At 39.4% G+C, this 22,657-nt stretch carries 18 protein-coding genes and 1 pseudogene; 1 reads left to right on the top strand and 18 read right to left on the bottom strand.

What is annotated here, in order from left to right; all coding sequences use genetic code 11:
• Positions 1–33: 33 nt before the first annotated feature.
• Positions 34–1,443: an ATP-binding protein gene (locus tag BC008_RS25055; protein WP_036265923.1), complete on the bottom strand. Its 1,410-nt coding sequence runs from the start codon at positions 1,441–1,443 to the stop codon at positions 34–36.
• A gap of 145 nt (positions 1,444–1,588) precedes the next feature.
• Here BC008_RS25055 and BC008_RS46735 point away from each other — a divergent pair, with 145 nt between their 5' ends.
• A complete protein-coding gene (locus tag BC008_RS46735) occupies positions 1,589–1,783 on the top strand; it encodes an ISAzo13-like element transposase-related protein (protein WP_082650623.1) in 195 nt (64 codons plus the stop codon).
• Between the two features lie 486 nt (positions 1,784–2,269).
• Here the strand turns inward: BC008_RS46735 and BC008_RS25050 are convergent, their stop codons facing one another.
• From BC008_RS25050 to BC008_RS24975, 17 genes and pseudogenes are all read right to left on the bottom strand, one after another.
• Positions 2,270–4,441, bottom strand: coding sequence for an AGE family epimerase/isomerase (locus tag BC008_RS25050; RefSeq protein WP_027844032.1), 2,172 nt, complete (start codon positions 4,439–4,441; stop codon positions 2,270–2,272).
• 49 nt (positions 4,442–4,490) lie between these two features.
• On the bottom strand, positions 4,491–6,599 hold the full coding sequence (glgX, locus tag BC008_RS25045) for a glycogen debranching protein GlgX (RefSeq protein WP_027844031.1): 2,109 nt from the start codon (positions 6,597–6,599) through the stop codon (positions 4,491–4,493).
• A gap of 847 nt (positions 6,600–7,446) precedes the next feature.
• Positions 7,447–7,890: a VOC family protein gene (locus tag BC008_RS25040; RefSeq protein ID WP_027843530.1), complete on the bottom strand. Its 444-nt coding sequence runs from the start codon at positions 7,888–7,890 to the stop codon at positions 7,447–7,449.
• Between the two features lie 827 nt (positions 7,891–8,717).
• Positions 8,718–9,887: an XdhC family protein gene (locus BC008_RS25035; RefSeq protein WP_027843529.1), complete on the bottom strand. Its 1,170-nt coding sequence runs from the start codon at positions 9,885–9,887 to the stop codon at positions 8,718–8,720.
• A gap of 171 nt (positions 9,888–10,058) precedes the next feature.
• The gene (locus BC008_RS25030; RefSeq protein WP_027843528.1) at positions 10,059–10,700 is read right to left on the bottom strand and encodes an NADPH-dependent F420 reductase; all 642 of its coding nucleotides are present in this window, start codon (positions 10,698–10,700) and stop codon (positions 10,059–10,061) included.
• Positions 10,701–10,893: 193 nt separating this feature from the next.
• Positions 10,894–11,880, bottom strand: a complete 987-nt coding sequence (gene moaA, locus BC008_RS25025) for a GTP 3',8-cyclase MoaA (RefSeq protein ID WP_027843527.1) — start codon at positions 11,878–11,880, stop codon at positions 10,894–10,896.
• Positions 11,877–12,803: an FAD binding domain-containing protein gene (locus BC008_RS25020; RefSeq protein WP_027843526.1), complete on the bottom strand. Its 927-nt coding sequence runs from the start codon at positions 12,801–12,803 to the stop codon at positions 11,877–11,879. The genes moaA and BC008_RS25020 overlap by 4 nt, the downstream gene beginning before the upstream one ends.
• A 30-nt stretch (positions 12,804–12,833) precedes the next feature.
• Positions 12,834–15,215 (bottom strand): xanthine dehydrogenase family protein molybdopterin-binding subunit, encoded by a 2,382-nt coding sequence (locus BC008_RS25015; RefSeq protein ID WP_027843525.1) that lies wholly within the window; start codon positions 15,213–15,215, stop codon positions 12,834–12,836.
• A gap of 59 nt (positions 15,216–15,274) precedes the next feature.
• Positions 15,275–15,392, bottom strand: a pseudogene (locus BC008_RS51525) (SDR family oxidoreductase); the annotation flags it as partial.
• A gap of 126 nt (positions 15,393–15,518) precedes the next feature.
• Complete coding sequence (locus tag BC008_RS25010) at positions 15,519–16,136, bottom strand: nucleotidyltransferase family protein (RefSeq protein ID WP_036265570.1); 618 nt, start codon at positions 16,134–16,136, stop codon at positions 15,519–15,521.
• A 554-nt stretch (positions 16,137–16,690) separates the two neighbouring features.
• The gene (locus BC008_RS25005) at positions 16,691–17,050 is read right to left on the bottom strand and encodes an RNA-binding protein (protein ID WP_063800812.1); all 360 of its coding nucleotides are present in this window, start codon (positions 17,048–17,050) and stop codon (positions 16,691–16,693) included.
• Positions 17,051–17,122: 72 nt separating this feature from the next.
• Positions 17,123–17,923, bottom strand: a complete 801-nt coding sequence (locus tag BC008_RS25000; protein ID WP_058183987.1) for an SDR family oxidoreductase — start codon at positions 17,921–17,923, stop codon at positions 17,123–17,125.
• Positions 17,924–17,989: 66 nt separating this feature from the next.
• Positions 17,990–19,240 (bottom strand): cytochrome P450, encoded by a 1,251-nt coding sequence (locus tag BC008_RS24995; RefSeq protein WP_058183986.1) that lies wholly within the window; start codon positions 19,238–19,240, stop codon positions 17,990–17,992.
• A 221-nt stretch (positions 19,241–19,461) separates the two neighbouring features.
• On the bottom strand, positions 19,462–20,343 hold the full coding sequence (locus BC008_RS24990; RefSeq protein WP_036265569.1) for an ester cyclase: 882 nt from the start codon (positions 20,341–20,343) through the stop codon (positions 19,462–19,464).
• Between the two features lie 539 nt (positions 20,344–20,882).
• Complete coding sequence (locus tag BC008_RS24985) at positions 20,883–21,365, bottom strand: (2Fe-2S)-binding protein (RefSeq protein WP_027843523.1); 483 nt, start codon at positions 21,363–21,365, stop codon at positions 20,883–20,885.
• A gap of 380 nt (positions 21,366–21,745) precedes the next feature.
• Complete coding sequence (locus tag BC008_RS24980) at positions 21,746–22,201, bottom strand: DUF3237 domain-containing protein (protein ID WP_027843522.1); 456 nt, start codon at positions 22,199–22,201, stop codon at positions 21,746–21,748.
• Between the two features lie 37 nt (positions 22,202–22,238).
• A complete protein-coding gene (locus BC008_RS24975) occupies positions 22,239–22,613 on the bottom strand; it encodes a hypothetical protein (RefSeq protein WP_027843521.1) in 375 nt (124 codons plus the stop codon).
• Positions 22,614–22,657: the final 44 nt, after the last annotated feature.

Raw genomic sequence — 22,657 nt, 5'->3', positions numbered from 1 at the left:
ATTTTTATATCGCATTATTCGCAGCTTAAAAAGTTACCGTGATTGTTCAATGGGTAACCGAATCTGAAAACAGGTACTTCCAGGTTGAGAAAGAACTCTGATGTCGCCTTGATGATTTGCGACAACAATGCGATAAGCAATGTGTAAACCTAAACCAGTACCCTCTCCCACACCTTTAGTCGTGAAAAATGGCTCGAAAATACGTGATTGAATCTCAGGTGGTATTCCAGGTCCATTATCAATGATTTCCACTAAAACATAGTCATTTTCCCGTAATGTACGTATACAAATATGTCCAGGCTCCTTGATTGCGTCGATTGCATTATCAATCAGGTTAGTCCAGACTTGATTTAGTTGACTACCATACACATAAATGCGAGGTAAGCTATTATCATACTCGCGGCTAACAACCATATTCTTTTTGAGCTTATAATTCAGGATTATCAGCGTACTTTCGATTCCCTCATGGACATCTATATTTTGTAGTGGACCCTGATCCATGTAAGAGTAGTCCTTGATAGCCCTAACCAGATCTGAAATACGTGATGTGCTCAACTTGATTTCGTTCAACAAATAAATTCCTGTAAGTTTAGCGTCAATCCAAGTCAACATATCGGTTAAGGAACCCGTAACTAAATGTTGCGCAAAATTGTCTAACCATTTAATATCTAGTCCAGCCTGTACTAAAGTTGGGGCTATTTTCCATCCATCAATCACATCGTGCATCTCTAACCAGGCTGTAACCTCCTCTTCTAGGTCACTCTGAGCTAGTGAATCTAGCTTTACCGGTTTTGCTACGTGCTTTTCCAAGTGATTTTGCAAGTTAGAAATCGATATGATTTGCTCTCTAGTCATTGACTGTTGACAGAACTGAGGTGCAAATAATGATAGTATCTGTAGCGGTTCTTGTAATTGTTCTGCTGCTCTAAGAGTTGCGGCGGCGGGATTATTCAATTCATGGGCAATTCCAGCAGCTAAAGTACCAAGTGCAATAAACTTTTCATGCTGTTGTGACATTGACTCTAAGAGCTGTAAGCGCCCCGCCATTGTGGATAAAAGGCCACGAGTTATCGAAGGACAGTGTGTGAGCATGTCCCAGAAAACCTCTTTTCCTAATTGCAAAACATGACTTTCTTTTACAGCACGTCCATTAGCGATATAAGGCTTATCTATCAATAGAGACATCTCACCAAAAATTGTCCCTGCTTCATAAGTATTGACATAAATTTCCTGACCACCGACATCTTTTGTAAGCCAAAGCTCACCTTCTAGAAGTACGTAAAAATAATTGGCTGGATCTCCTTGTGTCACAAATTTTTTACCAGGCTGCAGATGTAATTCACTGCTATTTTCTGCCAGCCAACACATTTGCTCATCTGTAAAGCGCGCAAAAAGTGGTGCAAGACGTAAAGCTTGCAAGTCAATTATACTTAAGTGAATCATAATTATACCTGACTAAGATACTTACGAATAAACTGAACAGCGACCATGCCTTGCCCAACTGCCGAAGCGATAAACTTCACCGACCCACAAGGTACATTTGCTACTGCAAATATACTAAGAACACTAGCTTCAAGTAAAAAAGGTTATACTAGTAAGTCTCACAGTAGTAGATCAACTGTTGGTGAAGTACAACTATGGCAAACGCAAAGCACAAAAACGCTTAGCAACAGGTAAACATCCGCAACGCAATCAACAGTTTGAAAACATTGAGAACCTGAAAATTACTTACCACGAAGCAGGTAATCCGATTTTGAGCATGGATGCCAAGAAAAAGAATTAATTGGACAGTTATATCGGTATAGACGAATGTACGCCACAGAAGAAATTCAGGTATTTGATCGTGATTGGAAGTCTCTGGCTCAAGGAATTGTGATTCCACATGGGTTGTATGACCACAATTACCATCCCTCCTTTGAAATCTGCCTAGTATATAATTACAAGCAATATTAGTGTAGTGTCGCTACAATTGCAAGTCTCAATATGCTTGCTTGTCCTGTTCGGTGTTACAAAAGGTAGGAAACGCCTAATGTGAATTAACCCTCTTTTGTCACTATCGGAAAACAAAGATAAAATTGAAAAGCTGGAAGCTTTATTTAATAAATATTTGGGGTTTTATTTTCTAACAATAATTAAATTCCAACCCTAAAAATTTAAAATTCAAGTCTTGAAAAACTTACAGCTATGATTTACCAAATATAACAAAAAAGGGTTAAATAAATATAACCTTGATATATTTGAGGGAACAAAAAACTTGTACCCACACCAGCTATACTTTTATCATTTCAACAGTGTTGTACTTGTCCAACAGGGTAATACCCTCACAGAATGCACTCATCTTGAGAAAATGCTTGATCTGTTCGCTCGCCCCAACTACATAAATTTCCATATTGGGATCCAGCTTTTGTTTCGTGAAAATGAGTGCACGCAAACCAGCACTGGATATACATTTCAGCTCATCTAGTAATAAAATGAGGCGTTTGATAGGTTGTACTGTTGCTTTTCTTAGTTCTTCCTGAAGCAATTCCAATGCATTTGCATCTAATAAACCACTTAAGGATATCTTGGCAGTACCTTCAATTACATCTAGCAAAGTGGCATTAAAATATACCTGAGTGGGTAAAACTCTAACTCTAACCTTCATTTCGTGTTGAGTAGATGGCAGTTTAATCGTCAGATTATCTGCATCAAAATCAAAATGTAGTTCTTCATCAATCCATACCTCGCTAATTCGCACACTACCAGGTGGGAGAATATCTGGTGCGACTCGTAGGATATTATCTTTAAAGCCTTTTGGCTTAGGCTTAAAATATAAATCCATCGGCTCTTTATTAATCAACAGTTTTGTATAAACTGTAGCCAAATAACCTAATTCAAATGAATGATAGCCGCTCATAGAATGACTACCCTTACCGCGCTCTGTCCTCCCTAAGAGGAAAGGAAGTCCATTAGCTAAAACATTAAAATAAATCCCCCCTTCGTCGTGATCCAGAAACCAGGCGTTATAGAAAGCTGTTGCTTCACGGCTCAGTCGGCGATACTCAGGATTATCTAAAGAGCCGGTTAAAATAAGATAAGCTAAGATAGGTTGTTCTTGTTGCCACCAAGCCTTTCGGTCATGCCACACAAAGTGATGTACCTCCTGTTCTGGTTCTAGAATACGCTCTAATACGTCATACCACCCTCCACGTTGTTGATCGCTACCAACTCCAGGCATTATTGTTGCAATCTTTTGAGCTAATTCAACATACTTTTCTTTCGGTTTGAGATGATACATCCGCATCATATTCCAGGCTATTTTGAGGTTGTGACCTACAACAGCGCGGTTTTGTTGCCATCCCCAAGTAGTGTCGTGACTCCAATCCTCATGAAAGCGTTCCTGAACAAAAGGACTATGATCGTAATCCGGAAAATGTTCTTCAATTGTGTCAAAAGTGTACTCAAGTAAATTGGCATATTCTTCTTTCTCTGTTGCTAGCCAGAGATTGATCAAATAAGCTGGGGCATGGTCCCCTACAGAATTCCAGTTTTTTCTAGCACGATTATGACCCAAATTATCAGAATGAGGACTGAGGGTAATCGGGTCAATGTGCGAAAAAAATCCCCCCTGGTTTTCGTCTTTGAAATAACGGTTAAATAAATTGAGTGTTAACTCAATATCATTCATAATTAGGGGGTCGCCTGTTATCCGATAAGTCTGGGTGAGACCAGCCAATGCATAAATCTGCTCATATGCTGGAATCGCATCATAATCATCTCCAAATTCTGAGGCAAATATTTTATGCTCGCTACCATCTGGTTTAATGTCAATTGCATGATACCAATAGCAAATTCCTTCACTCTCATCTAGAAAGCGCATGTGTTCGCGCAGATACTCACTTCCTTTTTCAGCAGCTTCAATATAACGGTCTTCTCCTGTCATCATGTAAGCAGTAGCAAAACCGTAAATCAAGCGGGAAATAGTATCAGTTTCCTGACGGTTTAATCCTTCTTTGAAACCAGACAAGCTCAAATTCGTGCGATATTTGTGATAATCAATCTTTCCATCCTCAAATTGGGATTTGAAGTAAAAATTGGCTAACTGTTGTACCTGCTTAACCCACCAGTCTGATTTTTCAAACAGATACTCGCTCTTTGTCCGACCTACAAAGATAATATGTTTTGCTTCAAATGTATACTGATTTAGTTCCGAATAGAAAACCCCCTGTACAAAAAGATACCTACCTGGGATAAGCATTGAATCAATATAACTAGTACAGTCAAGATAAGGGTCTCCTAAGTTCCTTATCATGTTGGCATAGGTTTTTGAGGTTAATAAAATCTCAAATTCCCTATCATCAGAGGTTTTTAAAGTGAAAATGCCAAAATCCCCCTTTTGAGGGCTAAAAGAAGTGACATATCCCGCGATCAAGTCTGAAAACGAAAAATCAACTTTGTTCATTAAATTTTCCACAACAAGACCCACAAAAAAGACAATTTAATCTGTAAACTTATTGAGAAATGAGCACAACTATGCTGCGGTCTCTCACCAAGTGATTTTGTTTAGCAATTAAAACTTCTGTACATGGCTCCAAAATGTCTTTAGGAGAAATTTCAGATGTGTCTATAACTTTGTACCAATTTCTACCTTCAATTTGTGGAATCTCAAATTCGAGGCTCTCCCAATACATATTAAGCATTACGTGAATATCAGCCTCGCCATCGAAACCCCCAAGAGTATAGGCAAGAACTAGCCCATTCGGATCGTCCCAGCCAGGACTAAATAATTTGGAACCATGCCAAGAAATATCTGCTAGACCTCGCTCATTGATTTCGCCATTAAAAAATCCACGACGACATAAGCCACCGTAGCGTTTGCGAAAGGCAATCATCATTTTGAAGAACCTGAATATATCTGCGTTCTTCTTCAAAAGGCTCCAATCAAACCAACTAATCTCATTATCTTGGCAGTAAGCATTGTTATTACCTTTTTGGGTACGCCCAACTTCATCCCCAGCCAAAATCATTGGTATGCCCTGAGAAAGTAAGAGAATCGTTGCAAAATTTTTAATTTGTTTCTTTCGTAAGGCTTGTATTTCTGGGTTATCGGTTTCACCTTCTACTCCGCAATTCCAGCTTAAATTATCATCAATACCATCCCGATTACCTTCACCATTTGCTTCATTGTGTTTGTAATTGTATGCAACTAAATCATATAGAGTAAATCCATCATGACAGGTCACAAAATTAACGCTATTAAGAGGTAAACGACCTTGTTTTTCGTAGATATCAGCACTACCAGCAAGTCTTGAGGCTACTGCTCCAACGAGTCCTGCTTCTCCTTTTACAAAACGCCGAATATGGTCTCGGAAGAGTCCGTTCCACTCCGCACAACGATATCCTGGATAACTACCTACATGATATAGTCCACCAGCATCCCAAGCCTCAGCAATTAATTTAGTGTCTGCTAAAGTTTCAGATGTTTCAATATGCCAAATTACTGGTGGGTTCTTCATTGGAACTCCGTTTTGGTCTCGGGCAAGAATTGAGCCTTCATCAAATCGAAAGCCATCTACATGCATTTCTTTGACCCAAAACTCCAGGCATTCTACAATTAATTTATCCACCATTGGATGGTTGCAATTAAAGGTATTACCACATCCAGAATAATCCATGTAATACTGTTGGTCAGAAGGTACGAGGTGATAATAAATACTGTTATCAATACCTTTGAAGTTAATTATCGGACCATTATGATTACCTTCACTTGTATGATTGAAGACGACATCAAGTATCACTTCAATTCCAGCCTTATGTAAAGCCTTGACCATATCCCGAAACTCTCTGATCGGGCTTTTCTGCTCTGGAGCATAACAATAAGAAGCTTCTGGAGCAAAAAAACTGTGTGGATCGTATCCCCAGTAGTTTTTCAGCGGTTTCCCATCAACGGTTCGAATGATATCCTTATTATCAAAATCAAACACCGGTAAGAGTTCAACAGCTGTTACCCCCAACTCTTGCAAATAAGGAATCTTCTCAGTAACTCCCGTGAAAGTACCAGGATATTTACAAGAAGAAGTTGGTGATATCGTAAATCCGCGAATATGTACTTCGTAAATTATAGACGAGCTAATTGATCGTCTGAGTGGTTCGTCACCTTCCCAGTCATAATCTGATAGATCGACTACTACACTCCGCATAGAAGTTGCAAGATTATCTTGCTTTCCTATTGCATCAATACGATTCCAAAGAGCATCACTAATACTATGTGCGTAGGGATCTATCAGTACCTTGTTTTTGTTAAAACGGTCTCCTCGTTCATGTAGTTCCTGAGGACCACCAACTCGATAAGCATAGGCTGCACCATGTTTTAAACCTCTGACATAGACATGCCATATATGAAAACTTTTATTGATTTTTGGATCTAATTGGATAATTTGTATCGGTTCTGGATCGTCATACTTATTAAATAACAATAGATCCACTGACGTAGCATTCTCTGAAAACAGTGAGAAGTTTACTCCGTCTTTGTTTGGTGTCGCCCCTAAAGGATGGGTGCGCCCTGCTTCTACTTGGTAAATAGTTGCAAATGATTTGGTTTGAGGTGTTGTTGAAATCATTTTAATTTTCTATAATTATAGAGCTTAAAGCAGTCTCATATCTCAATGAATGATGTTCAAAAGCTTACGAAGGTGTTTCTAAAATAAATTTTAACCAGTTAAGCAACAATGAGTATGAGCTAATCGATATAACAATTAGATGAAGTGCCTCATACAAAAAAGCATATTAAATACTAATATCAATTGTAAGGGTTGATGTTTGGAAGTAAGTTTGTGTAATTTATTTTCGTATAATTTATTTTAATAATCATCTGCAATATTAATATCTCAATATCATCACTTTAGGCTTAGGGAATAATAAGAATTCGGAATACGAGGTGTCTAGCATAGCTCCTCACGTCCAATTTATCAATATAATTAGTATAAAAAGATAGGCGTTGCTGAATAGAGAATACTAATCAAGAAATTAAGTTATTGAAACATTAATTTTTCGTAGATATTTGCACCAAAAGCATTACGCACTCACTAACGGCAAAAGATAAATTTGATTTTGAAAAATCTTAAGTCAAAGTTTAAATAAAAGAACGGAAATTAACATAAAACTTATTATCTCTGAAAATTCTTTTATATAGTTAGGTAAGTAAAATAATTTATATATTTATTATTCAGTTATATTAATAATTTCCTCTTGCCTATTTTTTTCCTCAATGAAATCTTGAATGTCTAAGTATAATTTCTTTGATGCTTTATTAGACACAATATTTATCAACAAATTCAATCGTTGCCACAGCAACTCTAATCTGAAAAATACAGGACTCTATAATAAATAAGGCATCGGTAAGAAAACTGATTTGTTATACCTAATGCCTCATGACTTGAATTTTCTATAGTTTCTATAACAACTTGCTTAAGATGCTTCCAAAGTCGGTGGATTATCCTGATCGAGAAATCCTTGACTGATTTCAACAATTCTACCGTCTGGATCAGCTATCCAGACAGTACGCCATCCAGGAATATAATCGTCAAAGTTAAGGGGTCCTAAGGTAATTTTGGCATCTTCCCCCATCTCTGCAAGCTTTGTATCCACATCATCCACTTTGAATGCTAGATGACGTACTGAGGGATACTGGGGTCCATCATTAATGGGAGGGGGTACAGGCATTTTTTCCTTCGCCTGAAAAAGTTCAAGGTAGAATGCATTATCACCCATTTTGATGAAAACAATTTGATCGCCATCCGGAAGTTTTGCAACTCTAGCACGTTTAAAACCAAAGTGTTGAGCGTAAAATTTTTCCGTAGTAATTGGATCCTGGCAAGTCAATGCAACTTGAGAAAAAATTTGTAAAGTCATTTTTAGAGGTGTTTAGAGTATTAAAGCCCATTTATTCTGTCCCTCTCTCGCAAGAAACACAAATGTTTTTTAGAAGAGGAGTTATGCCACTTAACTTTAATAGTTCTTAATTCCCACGACAATGGATAATATTTCGGGATAGGGATTTATTATTCAGAATATCTCAAATGTTAGAGAAAAATACTCATGCAACCTGTAGAATATAAAAATAACATATTGAGATAAAAAATACTAGCTATTTGGGGGATATTCATCATATCACTTTTGTAAATTGGCGAAGATGTTAAATAGAATTGGAAAACTAGGTAGATTCTTTAGAAATAAAGCTCTGATAAAACCAAGATTCAAAAATATAATGCAGACATATAGAACTATCAAATTTGGAGATGTCTAATAGAGAATGCGAATCAAGAAGTTAGATTATTGAAACATTAATTTTTTGCAGATATTTACATCCACCTCAATTTTTAATCAGTATAAAAAATCATAGTAAAGCATAAAAAATTATACTTTATTTGCTGTGTCATGTCCGCTTAATTATTTGTGAAAAAATCTTTGTTTGTAGTTGCGCTTTAGCGCTATTAGTGCTGCTAGAGGTTCCCTCCACCGACGCCGCACAGGCTCTAGCTTCCCGTTGATATTGCGTGTCCGTCAGAACACAGCACAACTACAAACCTTATGACGAGTATTCTACCGGACATGATATTAGATATTTAGTTTGAGATACAAACTCAGGCTGTAAAAACATTACATATACTGAATTATTCAATTTAAATACGCGTCAGCTTAACCTTAAAGACATGTTGGTCAAATTCCTTAACATATCATCACCCCATGGTACTAGTAGAATATATTTGGGTATCTTCTTCGTCGAGTCTTCTATGAATTGGCTCGACGCGATTTCTCAAAAAACCACCTGAACGGTTTCCCAGAACTGCTTGTATCTCAGCAATGATAGCAATTGCAATTTCTTCTGGTGTATCTGCAGCAATATCAATGCCAACAGGACCATGTAATCGTTGTAGTTGTGCTTCAGTATAAATAACTTTCTCTGTACGTAAATCCTGTAGCAATGCGAGAGTTCGATGTCTTGGTCCCAACAAACCTAGATAGCGTACAGAAGAAGGCATTAACATTTTTAGGAGTTCTAAATCGTCATTGTAATTATGTGTCATTACAACTGCCACGGTACGAGGGTCTATAGAAACGTGTTCGTGGACAATCTCTCGACGAGTTAGAACAACTTTGTCAGCTATTGAAAATCTCTCAAATGTTTCTTCTAAAGCTCGGCAATCAACTACAGTAACATGCCAGCCTAGTGCTTTAGCAAACTCTACTACAGGCAAAGCATCACGACCTGCACCAAAAATAACAAGTGGTGTTGGTGGTTGAATAAGTTCGATAAAAACCTCTGTGCGACCCGATGGCAATAAGTAGGTTTTTACATAGGAAGATTCATTACCTAAGGTATCTTGAACATCTGTAAAAACAGCTAGATTTAAATCTGAGTCTTTTATATCACTTGTTACAATGCCATCTGAACTCAACATTAGGCGTTTGCCAACAGTAACGTTTACCCTGCCTTCAACACTAAAAACGGTGGCCATAACACCTTGTTGATTGTTGCAAAAACAATCTTGCACAAACTTGATCGGGTTGTTGAAGCTATCTATACCAAGCTGCTCGATAAGTACTTGTACTACTCCATTGCATCCTAGTCCAAATCCCCAAATCAAATCTTCGGGACCAGTAGTGTCATAAGTTACAACAACTGGCTTACATGAGTCCATTCGTTGTCTAGTATATTCAAAGATATCATTTTCAAGACAACCGCCGCTAACAATTCCTACAATTTTACCTGTATTAGTCATCAGCATACGAGCGCCTGGTTGACGATAAGTAGATTTTTTAGTTTTGACTACTGTTGCTAGGAATGTCGTTTCACCATTTTTTTGACTTTCCTCAAATGCTTTTAGGATTGTTTGTATATTGTTCATTTTGCTTGAAATTTTTCCAAAAGCAGTAGAAAAGATATGCTTCCATCTTTGAAGTTTGGGTGAGCCTTATTTGAGATGACTGAAAGCCTACAATCTTCTTTCTATTTTAACTTTAGGCTTTATACCAAAATTAAATTTATCTTTCTACAAAGAGGCACGCCCAAGTTAGAACTAGTAACCAAGAATCTGGAATCGGCGCTCAAGTGCATCATCCAGTATCATATCATCTGCATATGAAAAAGGTCCGGGAATCTCCATCAAGCGTGCATTTTGTAATGGGCCAAGATCGAAGGGACGACCTCCACTATCTTCTACTAAACTTGAAACGATTTTTTTTGCATCATCATAGTCGCTTGCAATCGCTACCGCTAAACGTTGATCGAGAGAATGCTCAGCCAAACGAAGTAAAGCACTAGGTTGAAAACTACTATATGCTTTGACCAAATCTGCCTTTGGTATCAACTTGAGAATTTCTTCTGCTCCAGAGATATTTTCATCAACCATACGAACAATACTATCAGAACCCCAACGATAAGGGTTAGTCGTGTCAATGACTATCTTATCTGCAAGTGAACCTGCTTGGGCAATGGCTTCTTTTATCAAGCAGAAGTTGGGAGCGAACAACACAGCTTCTCCAAAGGAAGCCGCCTCTGCTGGAGTTCCATTTTGTGCATTTGAACCTATTTGCTGCGCTAAAATTTTAAGTCGTTCTGGTTTTCGTGAAAAGCTGAACATAACCTCATGTCCTGCTTGTGCCCAAAGTTTCCCTAGTGTACTACCTACTTTACCTGAGCCAATGATACCAATTCTCATTATACTACATATGTTGCAATTGCGGTTATTATTGTACTAGTCTGGGAATTCTTTATCCCAAGAGATTTCTGTGATTACTTTGTGGCAAGATCAAATCAATCTAGCGATCGCAAATCTTAAGGATTGGGGATAGGCAAACTCAATACAGAAAATGCTGTAGCAAGTAGTAGACCCATAACGCCAAATATTTTTTCTAACCACCAATTTGAGACATTGTACGTGTATACCTACTGCTTGTTCCCGATTCCTTTTGCTGAAAATTAATCTCTGGCTTCAGTGTCAACAATTGACGTACTTGTTCCCGTAATTCGGCTGGTGAAGCACCAAGGCGGAGAGATGTTTTCAGATCGATTTGATTACTTTCATTGAGAAGACAAGGACGTAACCAACCATCTGCCGATAAGCGCATCCGATTACAGCGATCGCAAAAACACTCGGACATTTGACTAATAAATCCCACTGTTCCTTTTGCTCCAGGTATTTGGAAAACATCAGCAGGTCCTGCACCATAGACTTGCGATTTAATCAAACCCCAGGAAGAACGGATAGACTGACGCAGTTCACCTGAAGGCGTCCAACCTCTGTTACTAAATAATTGAGCATTACCAATCGGCATGAATTCAATAAACCGCACGTGCCATCGCCGAGTTAAGGTTAAGGCTGCTAAATCCAAAACTTCGCGATCGTTAACACCTGGAATTACGACTACATTTAGCTTTAGGGGGTCAAATCCCACTTGATGAGCTACTTGAATGCTTTCCCAAACTTGTTGCCAACGAGAACGACCACGATTGCCAGTCATCAGATCGAAGGTCTTTGGATTAAGAGAGTCAAAGCTAATATTAATTCGCCGCAGTCCAGCATTGTAGAGGTCTTGTGCCATTGCAGCTAGTAAAAACCCATTGGTGGTCATTGAAAGGTCTTGTATTTGGGGAAAGGATGCTATTGCCTGTACTAATTTGACCACACCAGGACGGAGTAAGGGTTCACCCCCAGTCAAACGAAAACGAGTAAATCCAATTGGAATAAAAACCTCTTGAATAAGAGTAAGTAGTTCTCGATCAGTCAACAATTGTTGTCGTAGAATGTGTTCTAGCTCTGCTCCTTCCGGCATACAGTACTGACACCGAAAATTACAGCGGTCGATTAAGCTGATTCGGAGATAATCTACACTGTTCATGAGGGATCATCCTTAAGCGCCAAGTCGATCCGTTCGGTGGCACGGGTAAGGGCTCGAGCCGTAAGTACACTACTAATATAATTACGGTACTCTGTTGAGGTATAGAAGTTAGAAATATTACTCAACTCTTTACGACCTTCTTTTGTTTTATTCAAACTTTTTGAGGCAAATTTGGATGCAGCTTCAATGTTTTCTTGCGTAGGTGCTTTACCCTCCAATGCTGTCTCAACCTGAAGCAATCGGCTAGTATTTTCCCTAGCTCCAGTAACAACTACACGACATTTATCAACAATACCATTAGAAGATAGCCTAACTAAAACCGCAAGACCGCAAATACTATATTTGGTAGCTGGGTGTTTAAATGCTTCATAAGCACTACCAGTCCCGATTCCATGGTGTGGAAAATCAATTGAAACAATAATTTCACTTGATTTTAGGGTATTGTCAGAATAGCCTGAAATAAATTCATCTGCAGAAACTGCACGAATCCCACTCGGATCAATAATATTGAATGTTGCTTCAAGTGCTAAGGCAACAGCTAGCAGGTCACAGGCTAGATCCCGATAGGCGAAGGTATCACCAATTTTAACCCAGTTGCGGATCTGAGGATCGCCAATACTAATAGCTGCCTCGACAATAGCTTCATAGTTTTCCTTATCTTTGAGGGCGGTAGCAACCTCAGAATAGCTAGTCATCGCACCTATTTGTACAATACCATCCATTTCATGAGAAAATCTAACACCCTGTAATCCTTTAATTTTACCCAGGTCCACTAAGAGGGAAGGAAAAACTTGACCTAGTTTCATTTCCATCAGTAAGCTGTGACCACCAGCAAGAACCTGAGATCCCTCATTCTCTTCTAGCAGTTTCACCGCAGCTTCTAGACTCTCTGGAGCAATGTAGTCAAATTTAACTGGAATCATGTGGCATTATCTATTATGGTTTGTTCATCATCAGTTAGAAGAGTTTTGGCGCATGAGTCGCCAAACTTTTTCCGGCGTTACGGGCATCTCAATGTGACTGACTCCTAAATCGGAGAGGGCGTTACAAATAGCATTAACAATTGCTGGGGCTACTACTGGATTACTTACATCACCTGCACCTTTAGCTCCAAGGGGGTTATGAGGAGTGGGGGTAACAGTTCGAGTAAGTTCAAAATTGGGGAACTTTGAAGCTTTAGCGATCGCATATGTTGTAAATTCGTCCGTCAGAATATGTCCACTATCATCAAAAACAGCTTCTTCAAACAAAGCGGTACTAATTCCAAGACAAATATTGCCTTGTGTTTGACCATCCACTATCATTGGATTTCCCACATTACCAAAATCATCTACCGCCACATAACGAACTACCTCAATCTCGCCAGTTTTTTCGTCAATTTCTACTAAGGCAATGTGAGTACCGAAAGGAAAATTAAAAGCTGGTGGGTCAAAGAAGGTCACAACTTCTAACCCTGGATCCATTCCAGGAGGTAAATCCCAAGCGTACCAAAGTGCTAGGGCAATATCCTTTATAGTTTTAAATTGATTTGGTGCATCTTCGATATAGAATTTACCTTTATCCACTATAATCTTTTCTTCTTCGACTTTAAAAATGTGAGCTGCTAATTTACGCGCTTTCTCATTTATTTTTTGAGTGGCTTTGTAAACTGCCGCTCCTTCTACGCTAAAAGAGCGGGAACCATAGCTTCCTTGAGCGTATACAGCACCTTTAGTGTCAGAGTGTAATACCTCTATCTGCTCTAAGTCAACACCAAATTCTTCAGCGATAATTTGAGACAAGGTCGTTACGTGACCCTGACCGTGGGGTTGTGCCCCAGTTATCAGAGTGATATCACCTGTTGGGTGAACTCGGAGGTGGGCACTTCCCCAAGTACTCCCATTTAGACCTATATCCCTAGCCATGATTGGAGAGGGACCAACTCCTCCAATCGTCACATAAGAAGCAACCCCAATTCCTAGGCGTTTACCTCGCGTTTTAGCCTCTGCTTTTGGCTGCTGTATGTTGCTGTAATCAATTATCTCCAGAGCTTTGTCAAGCGCTAGTTCATAATTACCAGAGTCATAAGTGAAGCCTAAACCATTTTCGTAAGGAAATTGGTCAGAAGCAACCATATTCTTACGCCGCACCTCAGATGGATCCATATCAACTTCAAGGGCAAAAAGGTCAACCATGCGCTCAACCAAGAAGATGGCTTCTGAACGACCCGCACCCCGAATAGGACCAGTAGGGACTGAGTTTGTGAAGATACAGTGGACTTCATAGAAAGGATGCTCAATAGCGTAAGCTCCTGTAATACTACAACCTGTGAGAATCGCAGGAGCACCGGGGCCGTTAGTTGCGGGGTAAGCTCCTAAATTCGCGTAGTTCGTACAATGAAGAGCTGTAATTTTCCCATCCTTTGTTCCAGCTATAGTTACATATTGGATTTGATCGCGAGCATGCACTGTAGAACGAGCTAAACCTCGGCGAGTATCAACCCACTTGATAGGACGACCCAACTCCTTAGCCAAGAAAAGTACAATAGCTGTATCTGGGTAAAGATAACCTTTGGAGCCAAAAGCACCGCCGATATGGGGAGAGATTACACGCAGCTTGTTGTAGGGAATACCCATTACCAACTGAGAAAGCAGAAAACGGTTGCCGTGAGGAATTTGAGTGTTTGTCCACAAGGTGTATTCTTCAGTTTCAGAGTTGTAATCACCAATAGAAGCGCGGGTTTCTATAGCATTATGAATCACCCGTGGGTTGCGAATTCTTTGCTTGACAATTACTTCAGCATTAGCAATAGCTGCAAGAGTTTCCTCCTTGTCCCCATGACTGACATATTGGTTGAGATTACCGGGAACTGTATCATGGAGTTGGGGTGCGTCTGGTTTCAGAGCTTCCTCTGCATTGAGCACTACTGGCAAAGGTTCGTAGTTTACCCTAATTCCTGATAAAGCATCATAGGCTTGCTGACGACTTTCAGCCACGACAACTGCTACAAATTCTCCAACATAGCGAACTCTATCTGTGGCTAGGACAGTTTGAGCTCCGGGAAGCCCATAGGGATGAGGAGGAAAGTGAGCTTCAGCACCTGCAGGATTCATGATGCAGGGTAGGGGCATAATTGAACTGGTATCAGCCCCAGTAATTACCCGTACAACTCCAGACATCTGCTCAGCTGCACTAGTATCAATGCCTTTGATTAGTGCATGAGCGTACTCGCTGTGCAAAATTGCCATGTGCAGCATATCAGGCAGCCTGATATCAGCTGTAAACTTAGCTTCTCCCCGAAGAAATTCTGGGTCTTCGCGTCGTTTAATTGATTTTCCTAAGATTTTGTTAGTCATGCTGCTCCTCTTCTATCAGAATGCTTATACTAGCGACCCTTACTTACATCTATTCAACCTTACTGTGCAGTCTGTCCTCCGTCGATGAGCATATTATGCCCTGTGACGAAATTAGCCGCGTCCGAGCACAACCCACAACCATACTACGGCTTGTGCAACTTCCTCTGACTTGCCAAGAGTAGCTTTATAGACACAATACCTGAAAATATTAAGTCTTTATGCGTAAAAAATGGCAAGCTAAAGATAATTTTCGTATTACTTTGCGTGGTACGTATTGAACTGCGGAATGTGAGTTCAGATCAATCAGTTCAACTCCAAACTGAGGGGAAGCAAAATATTTGTTTCCAATTGCTGAAGTTCATCTTTGGTATCAACATCAACAGGGTTACCTGTACCATCGCAATCTACCTCCACGACTGGATGAACTTGCATTAACTGTTTGGCTCCTTCATCTCCTTCAAGTTTCATGGCATTATGCCACATTGAACGAGCAAGCAACACGGGATTACGCCTAAATCCTCCGTAAGTTGCGACAGCAAAAGAAGCTCCCTCATAGTAAGCAGATACGAGATGCTGGTAAGAAGCAGCACCTACAAGAGGCTGATCGGCAAGACCAATGCAAAGAGCCTCGATAGACTTATATGGCTCTAATACTCGTAAGGCCGCTTTTAGACTAGAAGCAATTCCACACTGCCAACTAGGATTATGTACAATTTTCACACTCGGTGGGACAGATGAAACAACTTTCTGATAACCATATCCGAGGACAAGCAACACTGGGGCGAGACCACTATCAAAAGCAGCAGTAAGAGCATAAGAAATTAGCGATCGTCCTGCCAGCAAAGCCAGAGGTTTGGGAGAATGATCCCCAAATCGCGAACCCCTACCAGCAGCAAGAATGACAATAGCGATTTGTCCCATGTTTCTACTTCTGTTAAAGTCCTTGAACTTTTATCTTTGGTAATTGCTAATTCCATGACTCATCATCCCCTCGAGCGATAGCAGTAGTCATCACAGATTTTAGCTGCATTTTTCCAGCAACATACTACACACCACAAATGACATTGATCTCCAGAAATTACTGTTATATTGGGAGATTAAAAATAATCAAGGAAAAAACTCACATTAACCCTCTTCTGTCACTTTATCCAGATAAAAAGCTGAAACCCTTGTATTAGAAAGATTTTACTTTAAAGCGATGATAACATTTATAATGTTACGAAATAAAGCCACAAACCCAGTCATAGTGAAATCTTTAAACATCGCCATTGATTTTTGTTTCCGGAGAGTGACGGAAGAGGGTTAATCTTCATGAGTATGAGAGAGACAAATGCAATGCTTTAAATCATCTAGTCTGAACATACATGCAATTTCTCTCATCTAAAACAACATCAACTCTTTGCTACAGAATATTGCTAAATAATGCAATAATGATTGTCAATTTAGTGTGAGTTGACTGGCGCTCAATCTGCTGGCTAATCTCTGCCATTGACATTTCCCGTAGGGGATAGTATTTTTTTCGATTGTGGCTCACTTAACTTGGTAATACTAGCGAACAGTAATTCGTAAGTTCGAAATGGTCCTAACGGGATGAAGTCAAAATCCAGCATACCAGCCTTCACCAATGGTAAAGTAGCTAAAATTGCTTTTGCTGCCTCAACATCAACACATTCCAATACGACAACAGCACCAGGTTGATCGGTTCGCAAGTAAATCTCCCGCAGCGATTCACTTATATATAATTGCCATACCTTTTCTGCTTCTGCTGCTAGGTGGGTCTGTACATTGTTTAGGGGGACACCAGATGGAATTTTTCCAATAGCAAGAATTTTCATTTCTAAAACCAATGAGTTGACTAGTGGTCAATTACTACTTTGATTGCAACTTAACTTGACAATGAAACTCAGTTATACTTCTATCTCAACCAGAGGATGTGTCATCTTACCTACATCTTCTTTCATCTCGGGTTGAGGAAACATGCTCAGGACTTCACCACCATCGACTAAGAGTGTTACACCGGTAATAAATTTATTAGTCATAAGAGCCAAAGTTGCATGTGCGAGGTCTTCAGGTTCAGCGATTCGTCCTACTGGAAAAAGTTGCCTTGCCTGATCGAACATAGTTTCACGGAATTTATCATTCAATAATCCCCAAGCAGGTGTATCCACAACACCTGGACTAATTACGTTAACGCGAATGGGACCAAGCTCGACGGCCAGTGCTCGTCCCAGTATTTCAAGCGCCCCACCAGCTGCAATACCAGCTGCAAAGCCTCCTCCACCAGGACGTTGGGACATATTCCCTGAAAATAGAGTAATCGAGCCGCTGTCTGATAAGTATGGTCTAGCATACTTAATTGCTTGATATGCACCCCAGAACTTACCTTCGAAAATGGCTTTAGCATCTGACATTGGTAATTTAGCAATTGGACCTCCACTGAAAGAAAAAGCAGTGACAACCAGGTGATCAAACTCACGGATTTTATTTTGGAACAAGTCAGCGACTTCATCTTCGTGTGTGAAATCAATAGAGTAGGTTTCAACTTCCCCTAAAATTGTAGTAGCAGCACGAGTCAGTTTATCCTTTGACCTACTTGCAATTGCTACCCATGCACCAGCAGCACTTGCAGCTTGAGCAACTGCTAGACCAATCCCTTGTGATCCACCGATTATTACAACACGCTTTTGTTTTAGAGAAAAACTATCCATAGTTTCAAAATTCCTTGAAATTATTACTAAATATTTGGGTTTAATTCAATCTCAAACTACAAGTGTTTACCACTCTACAATCAAGCCTTTCAATATGCGAAAAATTAGGTTTGGCTCAAACTCTAGAAGTTGATTTTGCTTTCGCCGCAGATTAGGTAATCTTTGAAGCAAAACTTGAATCGCTATCCGACCTTGAACCTTTGCTAAATATGAACCTATACAGCGATGAATGCCCTGCCCAAAACCAAGATGTTTGTAAGCCAATTTCTCTCGATGAATATCAAAGCGATCAGGATCGGGAAAATGAGTTTCGTCACGATTGGCTGAGGCTATCATAACTTGGAAGCGTGCTCCAGCAGGAATTTCAATTCCGCGAATTTTAACATCTTGTTTAGCAGTTCGGATCAATCCTTGTATAGGAGGTTCCATACGTATAGTTTCTTCAATGTATTTATCTACTAAACTCAGATCTTCTCGAAGAATTTGTAATTCTGCTGGATGATTCAGCAGCATTAGGGCATTACTCAACCAATAAGTAATAGTTCCATTACTAGCAAATAACAAAGTCGTGACCAAATTCACTATTTCTGAAGTTGTTAAGGGCATTTGCCCTTCTACACAGGTGTTGGCTAATTCAGAAAGCATATCATCCCGTGGTGCAGCACGACGTTCTTCCACTTGAGCAGCCAAGTAGTGCTGCAAAGCCACAATGTTGTGAGCGTATGCTATTTGATTTTCTAGAGATACAGACTGACCCCACAGCAATATGGATATTTCATCACACGTCTGCTTGATAATGTTCATATCTGTACGCGGTAATCCCATCAAATCGAACATTACTGTAAGGGGTAAAAGCTTACTGTATTGTGTAACTAGATCAGCTTGACCGTCATGCCAAAATTTATCTACCAACTCATTACTAATCTCTTTAATCCGCAACTCCATTGTTGCAAATTTCTTTTCGTTAAATACTGATTGGAGTTGTTTACGAAGACGTGTATGTTCAGGTGGGTCGGAAACCACCATAGTAAATATCTTTGAATAGCCCTGTTTAAGAATCTCCACTACTTCAGGAGGTAAAGGATATGCAGGATCAAAGTTATGAATCGAAGAAAAGTAAGCTGGGTTTTTTAAAATATGAGAAATATCGTCATAACTGGTAACAATCCACAAATCCAACATTGTGTTGTAGAACACAGGTGCTTCTTTACGAGCACGAGCATAAATGGGATAAGGGTTATCAAGCTGGGGAGGGATAAAGGGGTTGTATTCGGAAGCAATATCAGTGTCTTGTTTTGTAAATGTATCAGCGCGCATAACATAACATCTCCTTATTTGACTTGCGCTTTAAACAGCACAAAAATTATTTAATTTACTCCAAGTAATAGGTAATACCGCTTAACTATATTTGGGAACCTTAAATTGGAGTAAGACTTAAGAAAGTGACAGATAGTAACACTAACGAAAAATACACTCTGTATTTGCTACTTCAGTGTCAATTTAGGCTAATTCATTAGATGTATTATGAATACGTTCATTTACCAAAATGACGGTTGTTCAGGCAGAGGCATACCACAATTAGTACATAGCCCATCAGTACGGGTTCCATCATTAGCAGTACCACAGTTCTCACAACGTATCCATAAAGTGTTTAGCTTATAAGGTACCCATAAACTTGTAAAAACTCCACCCGATAAGCCGACCTTAAAGTGCTTCATCGCATCTGTATGAGCAGGTCCATGGTGAGCAGCTCTTTTTACATCTTCAATACTTTCCCAAGCAGTTGCAGTAAAGCCGCGATTCTGATTGAAACCTTCAATTAGACCAATAAATCCAGGGGATTGAGACCATTCTTGATTGATCTTAGTCGCGTGGCTCACTATTTCTTCTAATTCATTTTTTGATCTCGCCACGATCCAAGTCATAGCCATGGCGCTAGGTGGTTTTTTATTTTTGTCAGATGATACTCTTAAAGCAGTACCAAAAGTTATATTTCCGAGTTGTCTTGGCTGAACTATATTGTCAAAACCTAACTGTTCAAATAAGGTTTTCTGATCGAAATAACCTTTAACAGAGCGGATCAGGTTATTTTCACCTTCAATAAAATTAGTTCCGGGAAGTGTTATTGAATTGTTAGTTGGTGGCAATCCTTTTAGCATCGGTCCTGTATTTGTACCCTTCATTACCCACTGAATTGCTACAACCGAATTTTCTGTTAACGCTATATTTTGTAAATCAAAGGATATGTCAGGAAACGCAGAAATCATATTGACTGCATATTGTTTTATGGCATTCCCACTTAGCTCCTTATCAGTTGTTGGATCCCAGTAAGTTCCTTTTTCGGCAAATAAAGCCACTAGAGTATCTGGATCGTGATTATTCCAAGCGTTAAAGTAATTTTCAACAAGTTTTATTTCCATGATACTTATGTCTTGAATCACTAAACTTTGCTTGTGTACTAGTACTACTACATTAAAGTCAAAAACAAAAGTGTTATTATATACAGCTTGTGGCTGTTTTATATAGATAGATGTTTCATTTCTGCCGTGTAGTATTAGATATTTATTTCCAATGCTTGTAAATCATCTTGGGTAGGGACATTTAGGGGATTCCTTATATCATCGTGATACTAGGTAAACTTCTACTTGCACCTCTACCTATTAACCCTGAAAAGCTTAAAAGTGTCGTATTTTACCTGGTGTTTTACGCTAAATTAAGCCTTTACTCTTAACACTGAGTGATGAAAAAAATCAAAATTAACTGTTAGCTCCTCCACTCCTCTAAAGTTTCATTACCTTATTCTCGTATTGAAAAAGAGAGGAGGAATTACACTCAGTTTCCTTATGAGTAGTTATAAACAAAATAAACTTCTTCACAACAAACAGCAGATATTTACTCGCAAGGAAAACGCCAGGGTGAGTTCACCTTAATTGTCGTTACTCGTAATCTCCTATACCGACTACTGAGCCGTTACAGATTTTGATTGCATTTTCTCAGCAGCACGATGTACCGCACAGATAATATTTTGGTAAGTACCACAACGGCATAAAACACCATCAAGCCAATATCGTATCTCTGCCTCGCTAGGTTCAGGATTGCGTTGTAAGAGATCCATTAATAATATGACCATACCTGGTGTGCAATAACCGCACTGTAGGCCGTGCATTTCCCACAATGCTTCTTGCAAAAGACTAAGTTGACCATTGTGAGTGACACCCTCAATCGTCGTTACATCACTGCCATTAGCTTGAACTGCTAACATTGTACAACTTTTAACAGACACTCCATCAATCATAATTGTACAAGCACCGCACTGACCTGTATCACAGCCGTTTTTTGTTCCCGTCAGATCTAAGCTATCGCGGAGAAAATCCACAAGAAGCAACCGTGGCTCAACATCTCCACTATAATCTTTACCATTGACTTTGATAGAAATCTGCATGGAATTTTCCTTTTAATGGAATGAGGGGGTAAAGAAAAAGCTGAAATTATTGTACAACCGATACAACTCTAGAGAGACTTTACTTAGTGATTAACTTTAAAAATGGTGAATTACACTAACGCTCTTCCATCACTCTCTTCAGAGTAAAAAATTAAATCCTTGTTGCATAAGACTTTTAGCCAAAAGTGATGATTTTATGCATAGTGTTAGAAGATAAAGCTCCAAACTCACTCCCTGTTTGAGGTTAAAAAATTTTCTGAGATTTTTACTTCCCCAGAGTGATGGAAGAGCGCTAATAAGGATCTAGTTTTCGGAGTAATCTCACATTCTTTTGCTTGTATGTTCATCCTCCGAACGTTCGCTCGCCCATATACTCTTGATCAGGCTAAACGATAGACTTTGTGCTCCATACCTGGCCCATTCTTCACTAAACGAGCTTCACCGATGAATAGCGCCTGGTTGACCCAGTTGTATCGGGGATCACCGGTTTCCAAGGTAAAGTAGGCTCGGATGTATTGGTTATCGAACTTGGTTTCTTTCTTTTCTTTTACAGCTAACCTAAATGTCTCATTCGCTTCTACGAGACCTAGATAAATGACATAAATGTAAGCCCCATCATTAGTTTGTATCTGTGTACGGCAATCCATGCGAAACCAACTGTCTTCACCCATTAGTATCCAGTCTGCACCGGGTCCGACCACCTTCCCATTTAGGTGTTCTCCTTGTACTACACCTTCGCGAAATTCAAAGCATTGGCGTTCTCCATATGGCCCCTTCCCTATTGGAAGCCCCTCTTTGGCATAAACAGTATATGTAAATTCATGTACTAGTTCCATAATCATTCTTCTCTTTGTCGGGGATCTTTTTACATACTTATAGGCTATGGGCAAAACCAATATGACGAGAAATTTTACCACCCTGCATTAGCCAAACATCACCAACAGCCCATTTTCCGGTCTTAGGTGAAGTAATTGTAGCTTGAAAGGAAATGACATCCTCAGTCTCTAAAAAGTTATACAGAGAGTCGACTTGGATATCACCCTGATAGTCGAGGTAAGCGTTAAAAACTTTGATTAGTTCTTCCTGACCTTTGATAACATTTGGAGGTGGAGTATCTAGGAAAGGGAATGCGTTGTAAAGAATAGCATCTTGAGTGTAAGTATTTTTGACCATCCCAGCTACATCTTTTACTAGGAGGTATTGAATATGTTCATCAAAAAACTTGCGCCCAGCAGTATTAGTAATCATGGTCAATCTTTCCTAATTAATAAACTTTTAACAATATCTTTGCT

Source organism: Mastigocoleus testarum BC008 (genome assembly GCF_001456025.1).
Classification (GTDB): Bacteria; Cyanobacteriota; Cyanobacteriia; order Cyanobacteriales; family Nostocaceae; genus Mastigocoleus; species Mastigocoleus testarum.
Note: the sequence above shows the minus strand (reverse complement) of the source record. Positions and strands in the feature narration are given on the sequence as shown.

Bases quoted from the DNA above. Each gene is read 5' to 3' on its own strand.
- BC008_RS25055 (WP_036265923.1), bottom strand. From the start codon at position 1,443: ATGATTCACTTAAGTATAATTGACTTGCAAGCTTTACGTCTTGCACCA.
- BC008_RS25050 (WP_027844032.1), bottom strand. From the start codon at position 4,441: ATGAACAAAGTTGATTTTTCGTTTTCAGACTTGATCGCGGGATATGTC.
- glgX (WP_027844031.1), bottom strand. From the start codon at position 6,599: ATGATTTCAACAACACCTCAAACCAAATCATTTGCAACTATTTACCAA.
- BC008_RS25040 (WP_027843530.1), bottom strand. From the start codon at position 7,890: ATGACTTTACAAATTTTTTCTCAAGTTGCATTGACTTGCCAGGATCCA.
- BC008_RS25035 (WP_027843529.1), bottom strand. From the start codon at position 9,887: ATGAACAATATACAAACAATCCTAAAAGCATTTGAGGAAAGTCAAAAA.
- BC008_RS25030 (WP_027843528.1), bottom strand. From the start codon at position 10,700: ATGAGAATTGGTATCATTGGCTCAGGTAAAGTAGGTAGTACACTAGGG.
- moaA (WP_027843527.1), bottom strand. From the start codon at position 11,880: ATGAACAGTGTAGATTATCTCCGAATCAGCTTAATCGACCGCTGTAAT.
- BC008_RS25020 (WP_027843526.1), bottom strand. From the start codon at position 12,803: ATGATTCCAGTTAAATTTGACTACATTGCTCCAGAGAGTCTAGAAGCT.
- BC008_RS25015 (WP_027843525.1), bottom strand. From the start codon at position 15,215: ATGACTAACAAAATCTTAGGAAAATCAATTAAACGACGCGAAGACCCA.
- BC008_RS25010 (WP_036265570.1), bottom strand. From the start codon at position 16,136: ATGGGACAAATCGCTATTGTCATTCTTGCTGCTGGTAGGGGTTCGCGA.
- BC008_RS25005 (WP_063800812.1), bottom strand. From the start codon at position 17,050: ATGAAAATTCTTGCTATTGGAAAAATTCCATCTGGTGTCCCCCTAAAC.
- BC008_RS25000 (WP_058183987.1), bottom strand. From the start codon at position 17,923: ATGGATAGTTTTTCTCTAAAACAAAAGCGTGTTGTAATAATCGGTGGA.
- BC008_RS24995 (WP_058183986.1), bottom strand. From the start codon at position 19,240: ATGCGCGCTGATACATTTACAAAACAAGACACTGATATTGCTTCCGAA.
- BC008_RS24990 (WP_036265569.1), bottom strand. From the start codon at position 20,343: ATGGAAATAAAACTTGTTGAAAATTACTTTAACGCTTGGAATAATCAC.
- BC008_RS24985 (WP_027843523.1), bottom strand. From the start codon at position 21,365: ATGCAGATTTCTATCAAAGTCAATGGTAAAGATTATAGTGGAGATGTT.
- BC008_RS24980 (WP_027843522.1), bottom strand. From the start codon at position 22,201: ATGGAACTAGTACATGAATTTACATATACTGTTTATGCCAAAGAGGGG.
- BC008_RS24975 (WP_027843521.1), bottom strand. From the start codon at position 22,613: ATGATTACTAATACTGCTGGGCGCAAGTTTTTTGATGAACATATTCAA.